This is a genomic window from Rhizobium nepotum 39/7, from assembly GCF_000949865.1.
GTDB lineage: Bacteria > Pseudomonadota > Alphaproteobacteria > Rhizobiales > Rhizobiaceae > Agrobacterium > Agrobacterium nepotum.
This window is the reverse complement of sequence record NZ_JWJH01000007.1, coordinates 55,840-70,405: the sequence shown is the minus strand read 5'-3', so window position 1 is coordinate 70,405 and position 14,566 is coordinate 55,840. Positions and strand designations below refer to the sequence as shown.

Sequence of the window (14,566 nt, the reverse complement as noted above, 5' to 3'; positions counted from 1 at the left end):
GGACAGCGAAACTATGGACGGTTTTTGCCGGAAACCCGCCCAGAAACATCTATGCCTTGCGTTCGATGATCCAGCGGATCTCGCGTGTATTCGCCAGATTGAAAGGCAGCTCGATCTGCTGCGAAGGCCGCATGCCGGATGCATCAGCCATAAAAACATCCTCGGTCACGAAAAGCTCCAGCCCCGGCGTCGAAAACAGCCAGGCGGTCCCATCTGCAGCCACCAGATAAACCGACTCCTCATCCCGCTGCTCCAGCTGGATATGAGGGTGAATATGGAAACGTGACACCGCCGAAACCGATTGCAGCGGCCTTTTCGCCGCATTCTCGTCGGCCCGAAGCACGTCGCGGCCCTTTATCTTCGTGCCGGCCGCATTCAGCTCAATTTCCCGCTCGTGATAACAGCCAAAATTCTGCAAATAGCCGTCATGTGACGCCCACAGGACATCATTGCCGTTCGCATCCGTTCCGCGATGGCTATCGACCTGGCTGACACCGGAAATCATGATCGGCCCGAGCAACCTTGACCGGGACAGCCTGCAGGACGACGTATCGGCGAGTGTGACGGTAGAATGGGCCGCCGTCGATCGGCTCGCCCGTTGATATTCAGGTGCTGCATTTTTCGGAAAGCCGGAATTGACGATGAACCGGTTTTTCCCGCACGACATTTCGAAAGACAGGCAGCCCGAATGGGCGTTTCGCGAAAGCTCCGCCGAACCGGGATGACCCGTATCCACGATGATAACCGTCTCATCGGTTGCAAGCCGATGGTAATTCACATCCGGCAGCATTTTAGAGGGTCGGCCCGCCGTTTCATCATAACGAAGTACCGACACAAGCTCGTTGGCGAGCGTGGCGGTCGCACCGTTGAACAGCGCCAGATCGCCGCCCTGATGCCGGAAAAACCGGATTGCCGGAAACATGCGGTCTATCGCCGGCACAAGCCCCGAGGGCAGATCGTGACCGAGATTGATGTAGCTTTGCCGAAGCGGCAAAAGATCGAGCAGCAAATCCAGCATGACCCGCGGATTGCGGGAAACATGACCGCCATCGGGAAGAATCTGACGTTCCATTTCCTGAGCCAGCTTCATTCCATGCCGGGTGATCCGCGACAGGCGGGTAGGCATAGCGATGGACGCGACGGCGAGCGCGATCCTGATCCGCAGCCGTACTTCGCCATCCGGTGCGTGTTTGACGATCCTGTCGAGATAACGCACATGAAAGGCGAGACTTTTCAAAAAGCGGCGATAAAAGCCCGCATCGGCCTCATATAAAACGACGGGAGAATGCGAAAGCCACGCGATCAGCCTCTGCGCCGCAATTTCGGGTGACCACGCGATCCCTGCAATGCGCTTGCCATGAATAGCGATCCACTCGGCAACGATACGGCGTGCCCGTTTGCTGGCCTCGCTCGATCTGTCGGAACGGATATGCCGCAACCAACCGAATGCATGCAGCCGCTCTTCGAAAACCAGCGAAGGGTAATCCACCTGAAATGGCGAGAGACCTTCGGTTTCAACGACGCGACCGGCAAGCGCGATCCGGCCCCGCAGCAATTCCTCGGCAAAATAGGGATCGATCGCCCTGAGATCGGTCGGCGCAGCTACCAGGCCATCGGGAACTCGATTGGCAAACCGGGATACATGCAGGCGCAAAGGGGCAAGGCCCATACACAGATGACGATACGCCATTCGCGAAAGAAGACCGGCGGCATTGATGCTGCCTGCAAAGGACCCTGACAAGCTGTGTTTCCCGTTTCACATGTTTTGTTTTTATGAGTGAACCGTGATGATCGGAACGTTATCTGCAATTATCCAATGATTCGCGGAATCTTGGCTTTTTTCTACTTCTTACGCAAGACACTGCTAAAAAACCCATCGACACCGCCGAACATATCCGGCGTCGTGCGAAGATCTCCCTCGGCGGTAACGGCGGCCTCCATTCCAGGCCAATCCTCCTTACGAACGGCAACACGCTCGAAGGTGGGGTTTTCCGTCAGGACCTGCGCAATCATCTCTTCGCCTTCCGAGGGATCAAGCGAACAATTGGAAAACACCACAATGCCACCGGGTCCAACAAGAGTGAGCGCATGTCGCAACATCTGGCCCTGGAGGGCGGCAAGTTTGGCGATGTCGTTTTCATCCTTGGTCCAGCAGACATCGGGATGTTTGCGCAGGGTCCCCGTTGAAGAACAGGGCGCATCGAGGAGGACGGCGTCGAAAAGCTGTTCCGGCTGGTATTTCAGCATATTGGCCTCCACCGTTTCGGCCTGAAGGCCAAGCCGGTCGAGATTTTCCCTGAGGCGACGAAGGCGATTACCGGACTGGTCGAGCGCGGTCACTTTCGCACCCGCATGGGCAAGCTGGGCGGTCTTGCCGCCCGGAGCCGCGCAGAGATCGGCAACACGCTTGCCGGAGATGTCGCCCATCAGCTTCACCGGTATGCTGGCAGCAAGATCCTGCACCCACCAGGCGCCCTCGGCAAAGCCTTCGAGTGACGGAATCTGACCTTCGAATTGTCCGAGACGGACGCTGCCATTCGGCAAAACCGTACCACCAAGTTTTTCAGCCCAGAGAGCCGGATCGGCCTTCACCGTGAGATCGATGGAAGCGGGTGTCAGTTGCGCCTCGGAAATCCGTTGGGCAACCTCGTCGCCGTAAGCCGAAACAAGCCGATCGTGGAACCAGCCCGGCAGTACCGGCACATCAGCGATGGCCTTCTCGATTTCCGCTTTTTCCCGGCCCAATCGCCTGAGAACGGCATTCACCAATTTCACGAAACGCTTGTTGCGCGGATCGCGATGTGCCTGTTCCACAGCAAGATCGACTGCCGAATGATCGGGAACGTCGAGATAAAGCATCTGCGCCGCACCGATGACAAGGACATGGTGCAGCGATCGCGCACCTTGTGGCAGAGGCCCGTCAAGCAGCATCGGCAGCGCCGCTTCGATGCGCGGGAGATGGCGAAGCGCGCTGTTGACGATGGCTCTCACCAACGCCCGGTCCGCAAGAGACAGCGCGCGATAGACGGGATTGCCGTTTTCGCTGTCCAACATACCGTCCAGCGAAGTTTTCTTTTCCAGAACGGCTGCAAGAATGCGGGTCGCGGCAACACGTGCGGCAAGGCCGGGTTTATCCTGGAAAGACGAAGGGCCGTCTTCACGGCCCCCTCCATGTTCCGCCCTCGGCTTTTTGAACCGCGATGGCTTATTCTGAGTATCGGATGTCAAGACCACGGCCCCTTGCGCTCGTTTTCATTGCCTCGTCCCCAGCCCGTATTGGGAACGGAGGTTGATTTGCGCTGAGGCTTATCACCCGATGGCGCTGGCGTCGATCCTTGCGGGGGAAACTCCTGCGCCATGGCATGCAGTGCCGCCACCCGGTTTTCCGTATTCGGATGTGTGGAGAAGAGATTATCCATGCGTTCACCGGACAACGGATTGATGATGAACATATGCGCCGTTGCTGGGTTACGCTCGGCATCGTCATTGTGAATGCGCTGCGCCATGCTCGAAATTTTCTGCAATGCCGAAGCGAGCCAGAGCGGATTTCCGCAGATTTCCGCGCCGCGCCGGTCGGCGGAATATTCCCGGGTGCGGCTGATCGCCATCTGCACCAGCATCGCAGCCAGCGGTGCGACGATCATCGCTACCAGCACGCCGATAAATCCCAGCGGATTGCTGTTGTTTCCGCGATTGCCGCCGAAGAAAAAGGCGAAATTGCCGAGCATGGAGATGGCGCCGGCCAGTGTCGCCGTAACAGTCATCGTCAGCGTATCGCGGTTCTGCACATGTGCCAGCTCATGCGCCATCACACCCGCGACCTCTTCAGGGGTCAGCCGTTCCAGCAGGCCCGTAGACGCGGCGACAGCAGCATTCTGCGGGTTTCGTCCAGTCGCGAAGGCGTTAGGCTGCGGACTGTCGTAAATATAGACCTTCGGCATTGGCAGGCCGGCATTGTGCGAAAGATCGCGAATCATCGAAAAAAATTCAGGCGCATTTGCCTCGTCGATCTCCCGCGCATGATAGGCCGAGAGAACCATCTTGTCCGAGTTCCAGTAAGAGAACAGATTCATACCGGCAGCAATAAGCAAGGCAATCATCATGCCGCCCGTACCGCCGATCAGAAAGCCGACGCCCATGAACAATGCCGTCATGAAGGCCAGAAGCATTGCCGTGCGCATCATGTTCATCAGTCAACTCTCCTTGTCGCCCATCAGCGAATATCCAGGGGTTTATAAAGCCGGTCTCTTTATATAATCTGGTGCACGGCGAACATATTTCAATATCCCGTCATAGGGAGGATTACTCATGCAAGATGCGGACAATGACAACGGCACGGAAATGCGCACGCGGCTGTCGCCAGCGGCGGAACGTGCGCTGAAGGAAGCGGAAGAACGGCGCAAACAGCAGGCGGATATTCAATTGCCACTGGAGACCGGCGGACGCGGCGGTGCAGAACCGGTTCGGTTCGGTGACTACGAAATAAACGGCCGTGCCATCGACTTTTGAGCACCAATACAAAAATACCCGCTAAAAGCGGGTATTTTTCAATAAAAACAGATACTTACTTATTTTTGCTCCAGCAATCGGCACACTGCTTCCAATTGCTCGAGCGTGCGATATCCAATGCGGATCTGCCCCGAGCCGCCCTTGTGGTGAATCTTCACATCCAGACCGAGAGCATCCGACAAGCTGCGTTCGAGCGCGACCGTATCGGAATCCTTCTCAGCCGGCGCGCGCTTCTCAGCAACATCACCATGCGATTTAATATCGTTTTGCGCTAAACGCTCGGCATCGCGCACCGAGAGACCCTTGGAAACGATGGTTCGCGCCAGGCTTGACGGATCGGACGTGGAAACAAGCGCCCGCGCATGACCGGCGGAAAGGGAACCATCCGCCAGCATATCCCGTACAGGATCGGGAAGCTTCAGAAGCCGAAGGCTGTTTGCAACATGGCTTCGGCTTTTGCCGATGATTTCACCGAGGTCGTTCTGGGTGTATCCGTGTTCGGCAATCAGCTGCTCGTAACCCATGGCTTCTTCAAGCGGATTGAGATCGGAACGCTGCACGTTCTCGACAATGGCCAACTCCAGCGCCGTGCGGTCGTCCACATCACGAACAATAACGGGCACATCCGTAAAACCGGCCAGTTGCGCTGCCCGCCAGCGCCGTTCGCCGGCAATAATCTCGTAACGGTTGACGCCGATCGTTCGCACGACCACAGGCTGAACAATTCCGTGCTGGCGAATGGATGCAGCAAGATCCTGCAACTCGTTCTCATCAAAATGACGTCGCGGATTTCTCTGGCTGCGAGCGATGAACTCGATCGGAATAGTGCGGTCGGCATTGACGGCACGCTGCGGTTCGCCCACGGGGACGGGTTGATCCATTTCTCCGATCAACGCCGCAAGACCGCGTCCGAGTCGACGCTTGGAAAGATCATCACTCATAAGATATTACTCCATACATTCCGGCAAACGTCACGCGGCCTTGCGCAGACGCTCTCTCTGGATCACTTCAGACGCCAGTTGCAGATAGGCTTGGCTACCAGCGCATTTCAGGTCGTAAAGAATTGCCGGCTTGCCATAAGACGGCGCTTCGGAAACACGCACATTACGCGGGATGAGGGTGTGATAAACTTTTTCACCCAGATGCGCGCGTACATCGGTGACGACCTGTTGCGCGAGATTGTTCCGCGCGTCGAACATCGTCAGAACGATACCCTGAATATCCAGCTGCGGATTGACCGAGCCCCTTATCTGACTGACCGTATCCAGCAACTGGCTTAGGCCTTCCAGCGCGAAGAACTCACACTGCAGCGGCACAAGCACAGAATGTGCGGCCGTCATGGCGTTCATGGTCAAAAGATTGAAAGAAGGGGGGCAATCGACGAGAATGTAGGAATAATCCCTGGCTTCCTGCGTTTCCATGGCGGCACGCAAAAGAAAGACGCGGTTGGCAACATTCGCGACCTGCATCTCAAAACCAAGCAAATCCATCGTCGAAGGCACGATGTCGAGGTTGGGAACCGCCGTCGGTACTGCAACTTGAGCAACGGTATTATCACCCACCAGAAGGTCGTAGGACGAAAGTTTGCGCTCTTTGCGGTCGATACCGAGCCCGGTGCTGGCATTACCCTGCGGATCGAGATCGATGATCAACACACGCTCGCCGATAGCCGCGAGTGCAGTGGCCAGATTGATGGCTGTCGTCGTTTTACCGACGCCACCCTTCTGGTTTGCAACTGCGATAATCCGGTTTTTTTCAGAAGTCATACCGCACCTGACTAGCTCGTCAGCGCCTCAGAGTGAGGTTACTGATTTCAAGAACAACAGAATCTGCCTCAAGGGCACTTTGGTGTTTTATCAGATCGAACAGCCAGCGGCCATGCGCTTTCTGCACTTCGGAATCATAATCCCGGCCTTTGTTGAAATAAGCCTTGAGATTTGGATTATTCCGCGCCCATGGATGGATATAATCGAGAAGTAAGTCCAGCTCCGCAAGCGCTCTTGCGGAAACCGCATCGCAATTCTCAACGGTTTCAGGCGCTTTTTCAATCCGGACGGGATGAACGGCACCTCTTGCGCTGGTTTCCTTCAAGGCGATTCGCAAAAATGCAGCTTTTTTATTGTTGCTTTCAACGAGATCGACCCAACCGTCGCCAAGTTCCGCCAGAAAAATCGCAGTAATGACACCCGGAAAGCCGCCGCCACTACCCAGATCGATCCATTTTTGCGGCGACGGGGAGAGTTGAAATATCTGCGCGCTGTCGGCAACGTGCCGGCTCCAAAGCTCGGTAAGGGTCGAAGGCGCCACCAGATTTGTGGTTCTATTCCACTTCTTGAAAAGCTCGACAAAATGTTCGAGCCTCTCTTGTGTTTCACGTGAAACACTCTGGCCGTTTATCTTCATTGTCCGACTCGCTATTGGTGCATATGCAATTTTTCGCTTCTTATTGCGGAGCTTTTCCGCAGAAGTGCGAGAAGCAGCGATATCGCAGCCGGTGTCATACCGTCAACACGGGCAGCCTGTGCAATGTTTTCCGGACGGGCCTTTTCCAACTTTTGTTTCAATTCGTTGGAGAGACCGGACAACGTCTGAAAATCAAAGTCGTCCGGAATCTTTCTGTCTTCATCCCGCTTGATATCGACAATATCCGCGCTTTGACGCTGCATATAGACAGCGTAACTCGCTTCGATTTCCAAAACCTCCGCAACCTTGCCACTAAGCGTTAGTAGTTCCGGCCAATGTCCAGTAAGAGTTTCCATCGTGATATCAGGGTAGGCGAGCATTTCATAAACCGAACGACGCTGACCGTCCTGGTTAAGTTTCAATCCCTGTTTGGCAGCCTGGGAAGGGCTGATGGAAATGTTCTTCATCAGCTCGCGACCTCGATCCAGATCGGAGATGAAATCCGTGAAGCGTTTTTGTCGGTCATGACCCACGATACCAGCCATCTGACCAATAGGTGTAAGCCGTAGATCGGCGTTATCGACGCGTAGCGAAAGCCGATATTCCGCTCTGGACGTAAACATGCGATAGGGCTCGCTGACACCCTTCGAAGTAAGATCATCGATCATCACGCCGATATAGGATTCCGTTCGGCTGAAATAGATTGGATCGGCATCGCCCGCGTAAAGCGAAGCGTTCAGCCCGGCAACCAGGCCTTGGGCGCCAGCCTCTTCGTAACCCGTCGTGCCATTGATCTGTCCAGCGAGGAACAGGCCCGCAATTTTGCGGCATTCCAGTGAAGGTTTAAGCTCCCGCGGATCGACATAGTCATATTCGATTGCGTAACCCGGTTGAAGAATAGTCACTTGCTCGAGACCGGGTATGGTGCGGATAAATTGCTCCTGAACCGAAGCGGGAAGCGATGTTGAAATCCCGTTGGGATAAATGGTGTGATCGTCCAGACCTTCCGGTTCCAGAAAAATCTGGTGACCGTCCCGTTCCCCGAAACGGGTAATCTTGTCCTCTATCGACGGACAATAGCGCGGACCGACCCCTTCGATTTGCCCGGAATACATCGCCGACAAGTGGATGTTGTCCTGAATGACCTTATGCCCTGCCGGCGTCGTTCGCGTTACGCCACATTCGATTTGCGGATTGAGAATGCGATCCGTGATAAAGGAAAACGGAACGGGATTCTCGTCAGCCGCCTGCCGATCGACGGCGTTCCAGTCGATCGTACGGCCGTCAAGCCGGGCAGGGGTGCCGGTTTTCAGTCGCCCCATGGCAAGGCCTAGGCGGGCGAGCGTGTCAGAGAGACCGACCGAGGGTTTTTCGCCAACTCGGCCAGCAGGAATCTTTTCGGAGCCGATATGAATAAGGCCGCGCAGAAATGTGCCGCTGGTCAATACAACCGCGCCACAGGGAATCCGGCTACCATTCGCCATGATAACGGCGGAGACCCGGTCTTCGGCCATTTCAATATCGAACGCATCACCTTCGATAATAGTCAGGTTTTCAATCGCACTGATTTCCCGCTGCATCGCCTCGCGGTAAAGCTTCCGATCAGCCTGGGTGCGCGGGCCGCGAACAGCAGGACCTTTTTTGCGATTGAGCATACGGAACTGGATCCCGGCGGCATCAGCAACACGACCCATCAGACCATCCAGCGCATCGATTTCGCGGACGAGATGCCCTTTGCCCAGGCCGCCGATCGCCGGATTGCAGGACATAACGCCAATCGTATCACGCTTATGAGTGACAAGAGCGGTTTTCGCCCCATGCCGCGCAGCAGCAGCAGCAGCTTCGCTGCCGGCATGACCGCCCCCGATAACAATGACGTCAAATGACTGGTGCATATCGTTGCGCCTTATCCTAGATCACCGGCTTGCTCCATCGCCGCCAATGTTTCACGTGAATCATTTTCCTATGCAGAATTCCGAGAAGATCACGCCCAGCAAGTCTTCGACATCTACCCGACCGGTAATACGTCCGAGCGATGTCCCGGCGAGCCTCAAATATTCCGACCTTATCGCAAGGTCCATGGTCTCGGAATTGAGTGCATCACTAACATAGTTCAGCGTCTCTTCAAGTCGTTTTTTGTGGCGAGCGCGGGCAGGGGCCAATGTCTGCACCGCGCCAACGCGGCTTTCGATCTCTTGCTTGATCAATAACCGCAATTCTTCCAGACCAAGACCTTCCTTGGCCGAGATGGATAGATCAAAATCATCATTAGCCGAAGAAGATGACAGTGCTGCTTTTGTCCGCACACGCAAACGACGTGCATTCTCGAATGATATGAGAAATTGTTTCGGAGTCGAATCGTTATCCTGTAGCAACAAGATCAGATCAGCGGTTTCCGCCGTTAGAACGGCGCGCCGCACACCTTCCTTTTCAACAACATCCAGAGTCTCCCGAATTCCAGCCGTATCGAATATCCGAACCAGGTACCCGTCGAGATTGATATCAACACTTAGGACGTCTCTGGTGGTGCCGGCAATGTCAGTAACGATGGCAACGTCGCGGCCGCTCAAAGCGTTGAGAAGTGTGGATTTCCCCGCATTGGGTTCTCCCACCAGCGCCACCTTGAACCCGTCACGGATGATTTCGCTGCTTCCACCGTTCTGCAGGTGACCGGTGATTTCACCCTTCAGCAGCCTCATCGCATCCCAAACCTGCGCTGCAACTGAATCCGGCACGTCCTCCTCGTCGGCAAAATCCAGTTCCGCCTCGATCAGGGCGCGGGCGCGCGTCAATCGACTAGCCCAACCATCGTAGAGTGCCGACAATTTGCCGGTGCTCTGTTCAACCGCCAATCGGCGCTGCATCTCCGTTTCAGCCTGCAACAGATCTGCAAGACCCTCGACTTCCAGAAGATCCATCTTGCCATTTTCAAAAGCGCGGCGAGAAAACTCACCGGCATCCGCCGGCCGAAATCCATCGAGCTGTTCGAGCTCGGAAAAAATGGAGGCGACAACCGCCCGGCTGCCGTGGCTGTGAATCTCGATACAGTTCTCACCCGTAAAGGAATTCGGACCGGGGAAAACGATCATCAGCGCCTGGTCGATTGTCTCTTTGTTTCGGTTTCGAATCGAACACAATATCGCCTGCCGCGGCGCAGGAAGTTCCCTGTCAGTCAGCCTCACAAAGGCTTCGAATGCCTTAAGCCCACTGATCCTGATGATGGCGACACCGGCCGGCAGTGCCCCGCTTGAGAGCGCGTAAATGGTATCGGCGGAAGCTGGCATCATTCACCTCGGTTAAAACAGTCAAGCCGCATCCGAGCAAACGGATGCGGCTTTAAAGCTTTGTCGATGGGCCCGGTAGAACTCCGGATCAGGTATTCATGGATTCGAAGAAATCCGAGTTGGTCTTGGTCTGCTTCAGCTTGTCGATCAGGAACTCGATGGCGTCCATCGTTCCCATCGGTGCAAGAATTCGGCGAAGCACGAAGATCTTCTGCAGATCTTGACGCGGCACGAGCAGGTCTTCCTTACGTGTACCGGACTTCAGAATATCAAGCGCCGGGAAGATACGCTTGTCAGCGACCTTGCGATCAAGCACGATTTCCGAGTTGCCCGTACCCTTGAATTCTTCGAAGATCACTTCGTCCATACGGCTACCCGTATCGATCAACGCCGTCGCGATAATCGTCAGCGAACCGCCTTCTTCGATGTTACGCGCGGCCCCGAAGAAACGCTTCGGCCGCTGCAGCGCATTGGCATCCACACCACCGGTCAGAACCTTGCCAGAAGACGGAACGACGGTGTTATACGCGCGGCCAAGGCGGGTGATGGAATCGAGCAGGATGACGACGTCACGGCCATGTTCGACGAGGCGCTTCGCCTTTTCGATGACCATTTCAGCGACCTGGACGTGGCGTACAGCGGGTTCGTCGAAGGTGGAGGACACGACCTCACCCTTGACCGAACGCTGCATGTCGGTGACTTCTTCGGGGCGTTCGTCAATCAAAAGAACGATCAGGTAACATTCCGGATGGTTTGCCGTGATGGAATGAGCGATGTTCTGCAGCAGAACCGTTTTACCGGTACGCGGCGGCGCGACAATCAGTCCACGCTGGCCCTTGCCGAGCGGCGCGACAAGATCGATGACCCGCGCCGACAAATCCTTGGTCGTCGGAATATCCAGTTCCATCTTGAACCGATCATTCGGGTAAAGCGGCGTCAGGTTGTCAAAGTGAACCTTGTGACGGATCTTCTCAGGATCGTCGAAATTGATCGTGTTGACCTTGAGAAGCGCGAAATAACGTTCGCCTTCCTTGGGTCCACGGATCGGGCCTTCGACAGTATCGCCCGTCTTCAACGAGAAGCGGCGAATCTGTGACGGCGAAATATAGATATCGTCCGGACCGGGCAGATAATTCGCATTTGCGGATCGCAGAAAACCGAAACCGTCCTGAAGGACTTCAACGACGCCTTCGCCGATAATTTCGATGTCCTGGCTCGCGAGAACCTTGAGGATTGCGAACATAAGCTCCTGCTTGCGCATGGTGCTCGCATTTTCAACTTCCAGGGATTCAGCAAAAGTCAGCAAGTCGGTAGGCGATTTGCTCTTAAGTTCCTGAAGCTTCATTTCAGCCATGAAGGAAAGACCGTTTGATAATGTAATGTCGGGGGAGGGCGTGTTCGCGAATCAGATGCTGTGGGAGATGCCGCAGATGACTGAATAATTCACATGCCACGAGATGAGTAATGCGAAAATAGCGATTGAATAGAGCTACTGCAAGAGGAAAGCACGAATTCCGCGAAATTTATCGTCGAAACCTCCTAAGCGAAGGGTTTCACAACCACAAGTATGACTATGAGGATCATCAATACCGTCGGAACCTCGTTCATCAACCGCCAGTGACGGGCAGGCCTGGTATTTTCATCCCGCGCGAAACGTTTGGCACTGCGGGTGAAGTATACATGGGTGACGGTCAGAAGCACCACCAGCGTGATCTTCGCATGCAGCCAGCCGCCGGAAAAACCATAAACCGACCAGGCGAGATAAAGCCCTAATGTCCAGGAAATCATCATGGCCGGGTTCATGATGACCTTAATCAGCCGCTGTTCCATCACCTTGAAGGTTTCGGATTGCTGCGAACCGGCGGGCGCATCGGTGTGGTAGATGAACAACCGCGGCAGGTAAAAAATCGCCGCCATCCAGGAAATCACCGCGATGATATGAAGCGCCTTGATCCAGAGATAGAGATCGGCCGGATCGCTGTAAAACAACAGGGCGACAAAAGCAGCAAAGGCGCTAAGCGCGATGCCTGCACGAAGAGCGGCCTTGTTTCCGGATCGGGCGGAGGTCTGTTTCTCGTCGCTCATGCCCCAGCTCCGCCGGCGCGTACCCGCTGCACCAGTCTCGCGACATTTTCCGGATCGGCTTGCGGGGTTATGCCATGGCCGAGATTGAAAATCAGCGGGCCCTGTCCAAGAGCCTGCAACACGGCGTCAATACCGTCCTGCAACGCCTTGCCCCCCGCCACCATCAGCATGGGGTCAAGGTTGCCCTGCACGGGACCTTCCTTCTGCAAATCCTTCGCGAAACCGAGCGGCACCGACCAGTCCAACCCGATGGCATCCGCACCGGTCTTACGGCGATAATCCTTCAGAAGATAACCCGCGCCCTTGGCAAACGCGATGATCTTCGCGGACGGACGGCGGGCACGCACCGAGGCGATGATACGCGCGACAGGCTTTATCGCAAATTCCTCGAATTCCCTTTCGCCGAGCACGCCGGCCCATGAATCGAATATCTGGACCGCATCGGCCCCGGCATCGATCTGCGCCACCAGATAATCGGCGGAAACCTCTGCCAGGAAAGCGAGAAGCTTCTCCATTGCGGCCGGCTCCTGATAACCGAATAGCCGCGCCGGCGCCTGATCCGGTGTTCCGTGGCCAGCAATCATGTAGGTGGCCACCGTCCAGGGCGCGCCGCAAAATCCGAGAAGCGTCGTCTCATCCGGCAACTCCCTGCGCAAGCGAGAGACCGTTTTGAAAACGGGCGAAAGATGCGTCATGACATCCGCCGTATCCAGTCGGTCTATGCCGGCCACATCGATCGGGTCCATGGCTGGGCCTTTTCCCTCGCTGAAGGAAACGTTGCGGTGAAGGGCGTCCGGTATCACCAGAATATCGGAAAAGAGAATTGCCGCATCCAGACCAAATCGGCGAATTGGCTGAAGAGTGACCTCCGTTGCCAATTCAGGATTATAACAGAGATCGAGGAAGCTTCCGGCGTTCTTTCGTGTTTCCCTGTATTCGGGAAGATAGCGACCTGCCTGTCGCATCAGCCAGATGGGTGGAGGTGTGACCGTCTGCCCATTCAACACCGTGATAATCTTACGCTCGCTCATCGCATCCGTCTTCTAAAAAATAAAATCTAAGAGATTTAAAAGATTTTCTATTTCTTAGAGTCGGTGAGTAGCAAGGATTAAAATCTTTCCAGTCGAAATGCCGCAGCGGGACCTTGATCTGGTGGCTTGGGCATCTCAAAAGCCTGCCTGTTTCGGATAAATTGGAAAACAGGAGTTTATATAATATTTTCAGCAAGTTAAAATAACAATCAAAGGGAATCTATCTGTGGACTGATTGTGGATGGATTTTAGCAAGTCCACCTTCTTCAAACAATTCACAGGCATGCCCAATAGCAATGCAGCCACTTGCGAATTGTGGAAAAACACCACCTTATTCACGTCGCGGATCGGCCCGCAGGACAATTCGGGAGTTTGTCCCGGTTTATCAACAGCGGGAGAAAAACAGCGTGGAGAACAAAAAAAGTTTCTTCCATTTGCATCTGATTTCGGACTCAACGGGTGAGACTCTTATGTCGGCTGGCCGTGCCGTCTCGGCGCAGTTCCATGCCTCCATGCCGGTGGAACACGTTTATCCGATGATCAGGAACCAGAAGCAGCTCGCCCAGGTGGTGGATCTGATCGACAAGGAACCCGGGATCGTCCTTTATACCATTGTCGACCAGCAGCTGGCCGAATTCCTGGATTTGCGCTGCCACGCGATCGGGGTGCCTTGTGTTAACGTCCTTGAGCCGATCATCGGCATTTTCCAGACCTATCTCGGTGCGCCATCGAGACGGCGGGTCGGAGCGCAGCACGCGTTGAACGCTGAATATTTCGCGCGGATCGAAGCGCTCAATTTCGCCATGGATCACGACGATGGGCAAATGCCGGAAACCTATGACGAGGCCGATATCGTCATCATCGGGATCAGCCGGACATCGAAAACCCCGACCAGCATCTATCTCGCCAACAGGGGAATAAAGACCGCCAACATTCCGGTCGTTCCCAATGTGCCTTTGCCGGAAAGCCTCTACGCGGCCACAAGGCCGCTGATCGTCGGTCTCGTCGCGACGTCGGATCGTATATCGCAGGTGCGCGAAAACCGGGAACTCGGCACCACCGGTGGATTTGACAGCGGTCGTTACACGGATCGCGCCACCATCATGGAGGAGCTGAAATATGCGCGCGCGCTCTGCGCCCGTAATAATTGGCCGCTGATCGATGTCACACGCCGTTCCATTGAGGAAACGGCTGCGGCCATCCTTGCCCTTCGTTCGAGGACGCGATAATCCGGATCGCACCATCAGGAGCAGA

The 14,566-nt window shown here is 55.3% G+C and carries 14 protein-coding genes; 3 read left to right on the top strand and 11 right to left on the bottom strand.

The window, feature by feature from the left end; all coding sequences use genetic code 11:
- Positions 1-49: 49 nt before the first annotated feature.
- The 3 genes from RS75_RS08615 to htpX form a co-directional block, all read right to left on the bottom strand.
- Complete coding sequence (locus RS75_RS08615) at positions 50-1,690, bottom strand: heparinase II/III family protein (RefSeq protein WP_084686712.1); 1,641 nt, start codon at positions 1,688-1,690, stop codon at positions 50-52.
- 152 nt (positions 1,691-1,842) lie between these two features.
- Positions 1,843-3,228, bottom strand: a complete 1,386-nt coding sequence (locus RS75_RS08610) for an RsmB/NOP family class I SAM-dependent RNA methyltransferase (RefSeq protein WP_045019295.1) — start codon at positions 3,226-3,228, stop codon at positions 1,843-1,845.
- Positions 3,225-4,190, bottom strand: a complete 966-nt coding sequence (htpX, locus tag RS75_RS08605) for a zinc metalloprotease HtpX (RefSeq protein WP_045019293.1) — start codon at positions 4,188-4,190, stop codon at positions 3,225-3,227. Before htpX ends, RS75_RS08610 begins: the two co-directional genes overlap by 4 nt.
- Positions 4,191-4,308: 118 nt before the next feature.
- Here htpX and RS75_RS08600 point away from each other — a divergent pair, with 118 nt between their 5' ends.
- Positions 4,309-4,509, top strand: coding sequence for a DUF1674 domain-containing protein (locus tag RS75_RS08600; RefSeq protein WP_045019291.1), 201 nt, complete (start codon positions 4,309-4,311; stop codon positions 4,507-4,509).
- Positions 4,510-4,568: 59 nt separating this feature from the next.
- Here the strand turns inward: RS75_RS08600 and RS75_RS08595 are convergent, their stop codons facing one another.
- The 8 genes from RS75_RS08595 to hemE all read right to left on the bottom strand — a co-directional run bounded on the left by RS75_RS08595 (position 4,569) and on the right by hemE (position 13,312).
- Positions 4,569-5,450, bottom strand: a complete 882-nt coding sequence (locus tag RS75_RS08595) for a ParB/RepB/Spo0J family partition protein (RefSeq protein ID WP_045019288.1) — start codon at positions 5,448-5,450, stop codon at positions 4,569-4,571.
- A gap of 30 nt (positions 5,451-5,480) precedes the next feature.
- Positions 5,481-6,275 carry a ParA family protein gene (locus RS75_RS08590; protein WP_045019287.1) on the bottom strand — a complete coding sequence of 265 codons (795 nt, stop codon included), beginning with the start codon at positions 6,273-6,275 and terminating at the stop codon, positions 5,481-5,483.
- Between the two features lie 19 nt (positions 6,276-6,294).
- Positions 6,295-6,912, bottom strand: coding sequence for a 16S rRNA (guanine(527)-N(7))-methyltransferase RsmG (gene rsmG / locus RS75_RS08585; RefSeq protein ID WP_045019286.1), 618 nt, complete (start codon positions 6,910-6,912; stop codon positions 6,295-6,297).
- Positions 6,913-6,923: 11 nt separating this feature from the next.
- Entirely contained in the window at positions 6,924-8,807 is a 1,884-nt protein-coding gene (mnmG, locus tag RS75_RS08580) for a tRNA uridine-5-carboxymethylaminomethyl(34) synthesis enzyme MnmG (protein ID WP_045019285.1), read from the bottom strand.
- A gap of 60 nt (positions 8,808-8,867) precedes the next feature.
- Complete coding sequence (gene mnmE, locus RS75_RS08575) at positions 8,868-10,199, bottom strand: tRNA uridine-5-carboxymethylaminomethyl(34) synthesis GTPase MnmE (protein WP_045019283.1); 1,332 nt, start codon at positions 10,197-10,199, stop codon at positions 8,868-8,870.
- Positions 10,200-10,284: 85 nt separating this feature from the next.
- On the bottom strand, positions 10,285-11,550 hold the full coding sequence (rho, locus tag RS75_RS08570) for a transcription termination factor Rho (RefSeq protein ID WP_084686639.1): 1,266 nt from the start codon (positions 11,548-11,550) through the stop codon (positions 10,285-10,287).
- 185 nt (positions 11,551-11,735) lie between these two features.
- Positions 11,736-12,281: a protoporphyrinogen oxidase HemJ gene (gene hemJ, locus RS75_RS08565; protein WP_045019281.1), complete on the bottom strand. Its 546-nt coding sequence runs from the start codon at positions 12,279-12,281 to the stop codon at positions 11,736-11,738.
- Positions 12,278-13,312, bottom strand: coding sequence for a uroporphyrinogen decarboxylase (hemE, locus tag RS75_RS08560; protein WP_045019278.1), 1,035 nt, complete (start codon positions 13,310-13,312; stop codon positions 12,278-12,280). The genes hemJ and hemE overlap by 4 nt, the downstream gene beginning before the upstream one ends.
- Positions 13,313-13,553: 241 nt before the next feature.
- Between hemE and RS75_RS26760 the strand changes: the two genes are divergently transcribed.
- Both RS75_RS26760 and RS75_RS08555 read left to right on the top strand, forming a co-directional pair.
- Positions 13,554-13,775, top strand: coding sequence for a hypothetical protein (locus RS75_RS26760; protein WP_162484797.1), 222 nt, complete (start codon positions 13,554-13,556; stop codon positions 13,773-13,775).
- Entirely contained in the window at positions 13,720-14,541 is an 822-nt protein-coding gene (locus RS75_RS08555) for a pyruvate, water dikinase regulatory protein (protein ID WP_045019276.1), read from the top strand. The genes RS75_RS26760 and RS75_RS08555 overlap by 56 nt, the downstream gene beginning before the upstream one ends.
- Positions 14,542-14,566: the final 25 nt, after the last annotated feature.

What these genes read in the sequence shown, in the direction of transcription:
- RS75_RS08600 (WP_045019291.1), top strand. Translation starts at nt 4,309, where the DNA reads ATGCAAGATGCGGACAATGACAACGGCACGGAAATGCGCACGCGGCTG.
- mnmG (WP_045019285.1), bottom strand. Translation starts at nt 8,807, where the DNA reads ATGCACCAGTCATTTGACGTCATTGTTATCGGGGGCGGTCATGCCGGC.
- hemJ (WP_045019281.1), bottom strand. Translation starts at nt 12,281, where the DNA reads ATGAGCGACGAGAAACAGACCTCCGCCCGATCCGGAAACAAGGCCGCT.
- RS75_RS26760 (WP_162484797.1), top strand. Translation starts at nt 13,554, where the DNA reads ATGGATTTTAGCAAGTCCACCTTCTTCAAACAATTCACAGGCATGCCC.
- hemE (WP_045019278.1), bottom strand. Translation starts at nt 13,312, where the DNA reads ATGAGCGAGCGTAAGATTATCACGGTGTTGAATGGGCAGACGGTCACA.
- htpX (WP_045019293.1), bottom strand. Translation starts at nt 4,190, where the DNA reads ATGAACATGATGCGCACGGCAATGCTTCTGGCCTTCATGACGGCATTG.
- RS75_RS08590 (WP_045019287.1), bottom strand. Translation starts at nt 6,275, where the DNA reads ATGACTTCTGAAAAAAACCGGATTATCGCAGTTGCAAACCAGAAGGGT.
- rho (WP_084686639.1), bottom strand. Translation starts at nt 11,550, where the DNA reads ATGGCTGAAATGAAGCTTCAGGAACTTAAGAGCAAATCGCCTACCGAC.
- RS75_RS08595 (WP_045019288.1), bottom strand. Translation starts at nt 5,450, where the DNA reads ATGAGTGATGATCTTTCCAAGCGTCGACTCGGACGCGGTCTTGCGGCG.
- RS75_RS08615 (WP_084686712.1), bottom strand. Translation starts at nt 1,690, where the DNA reads ATGGCGTATCGTCATCTGTGTATGGGCCTTGCCCCTTTGCGCCTGCAT.
- rsmG (WP_045019286.1), bottom strand. Translation starts at nt 6,912, where the DNA reads ATGAAGATAAACGGCCAGAGTGTTTCACGTGAAACACAAGAGAGGCTC.
- mnmE (WP_045019283.1), bottom strand. Translation starts at nt 10,199, where the DNA reads ATGATGCCAGCTTCCGCCGATACCATTTACGCGCTCTCAAGCGGGGCA.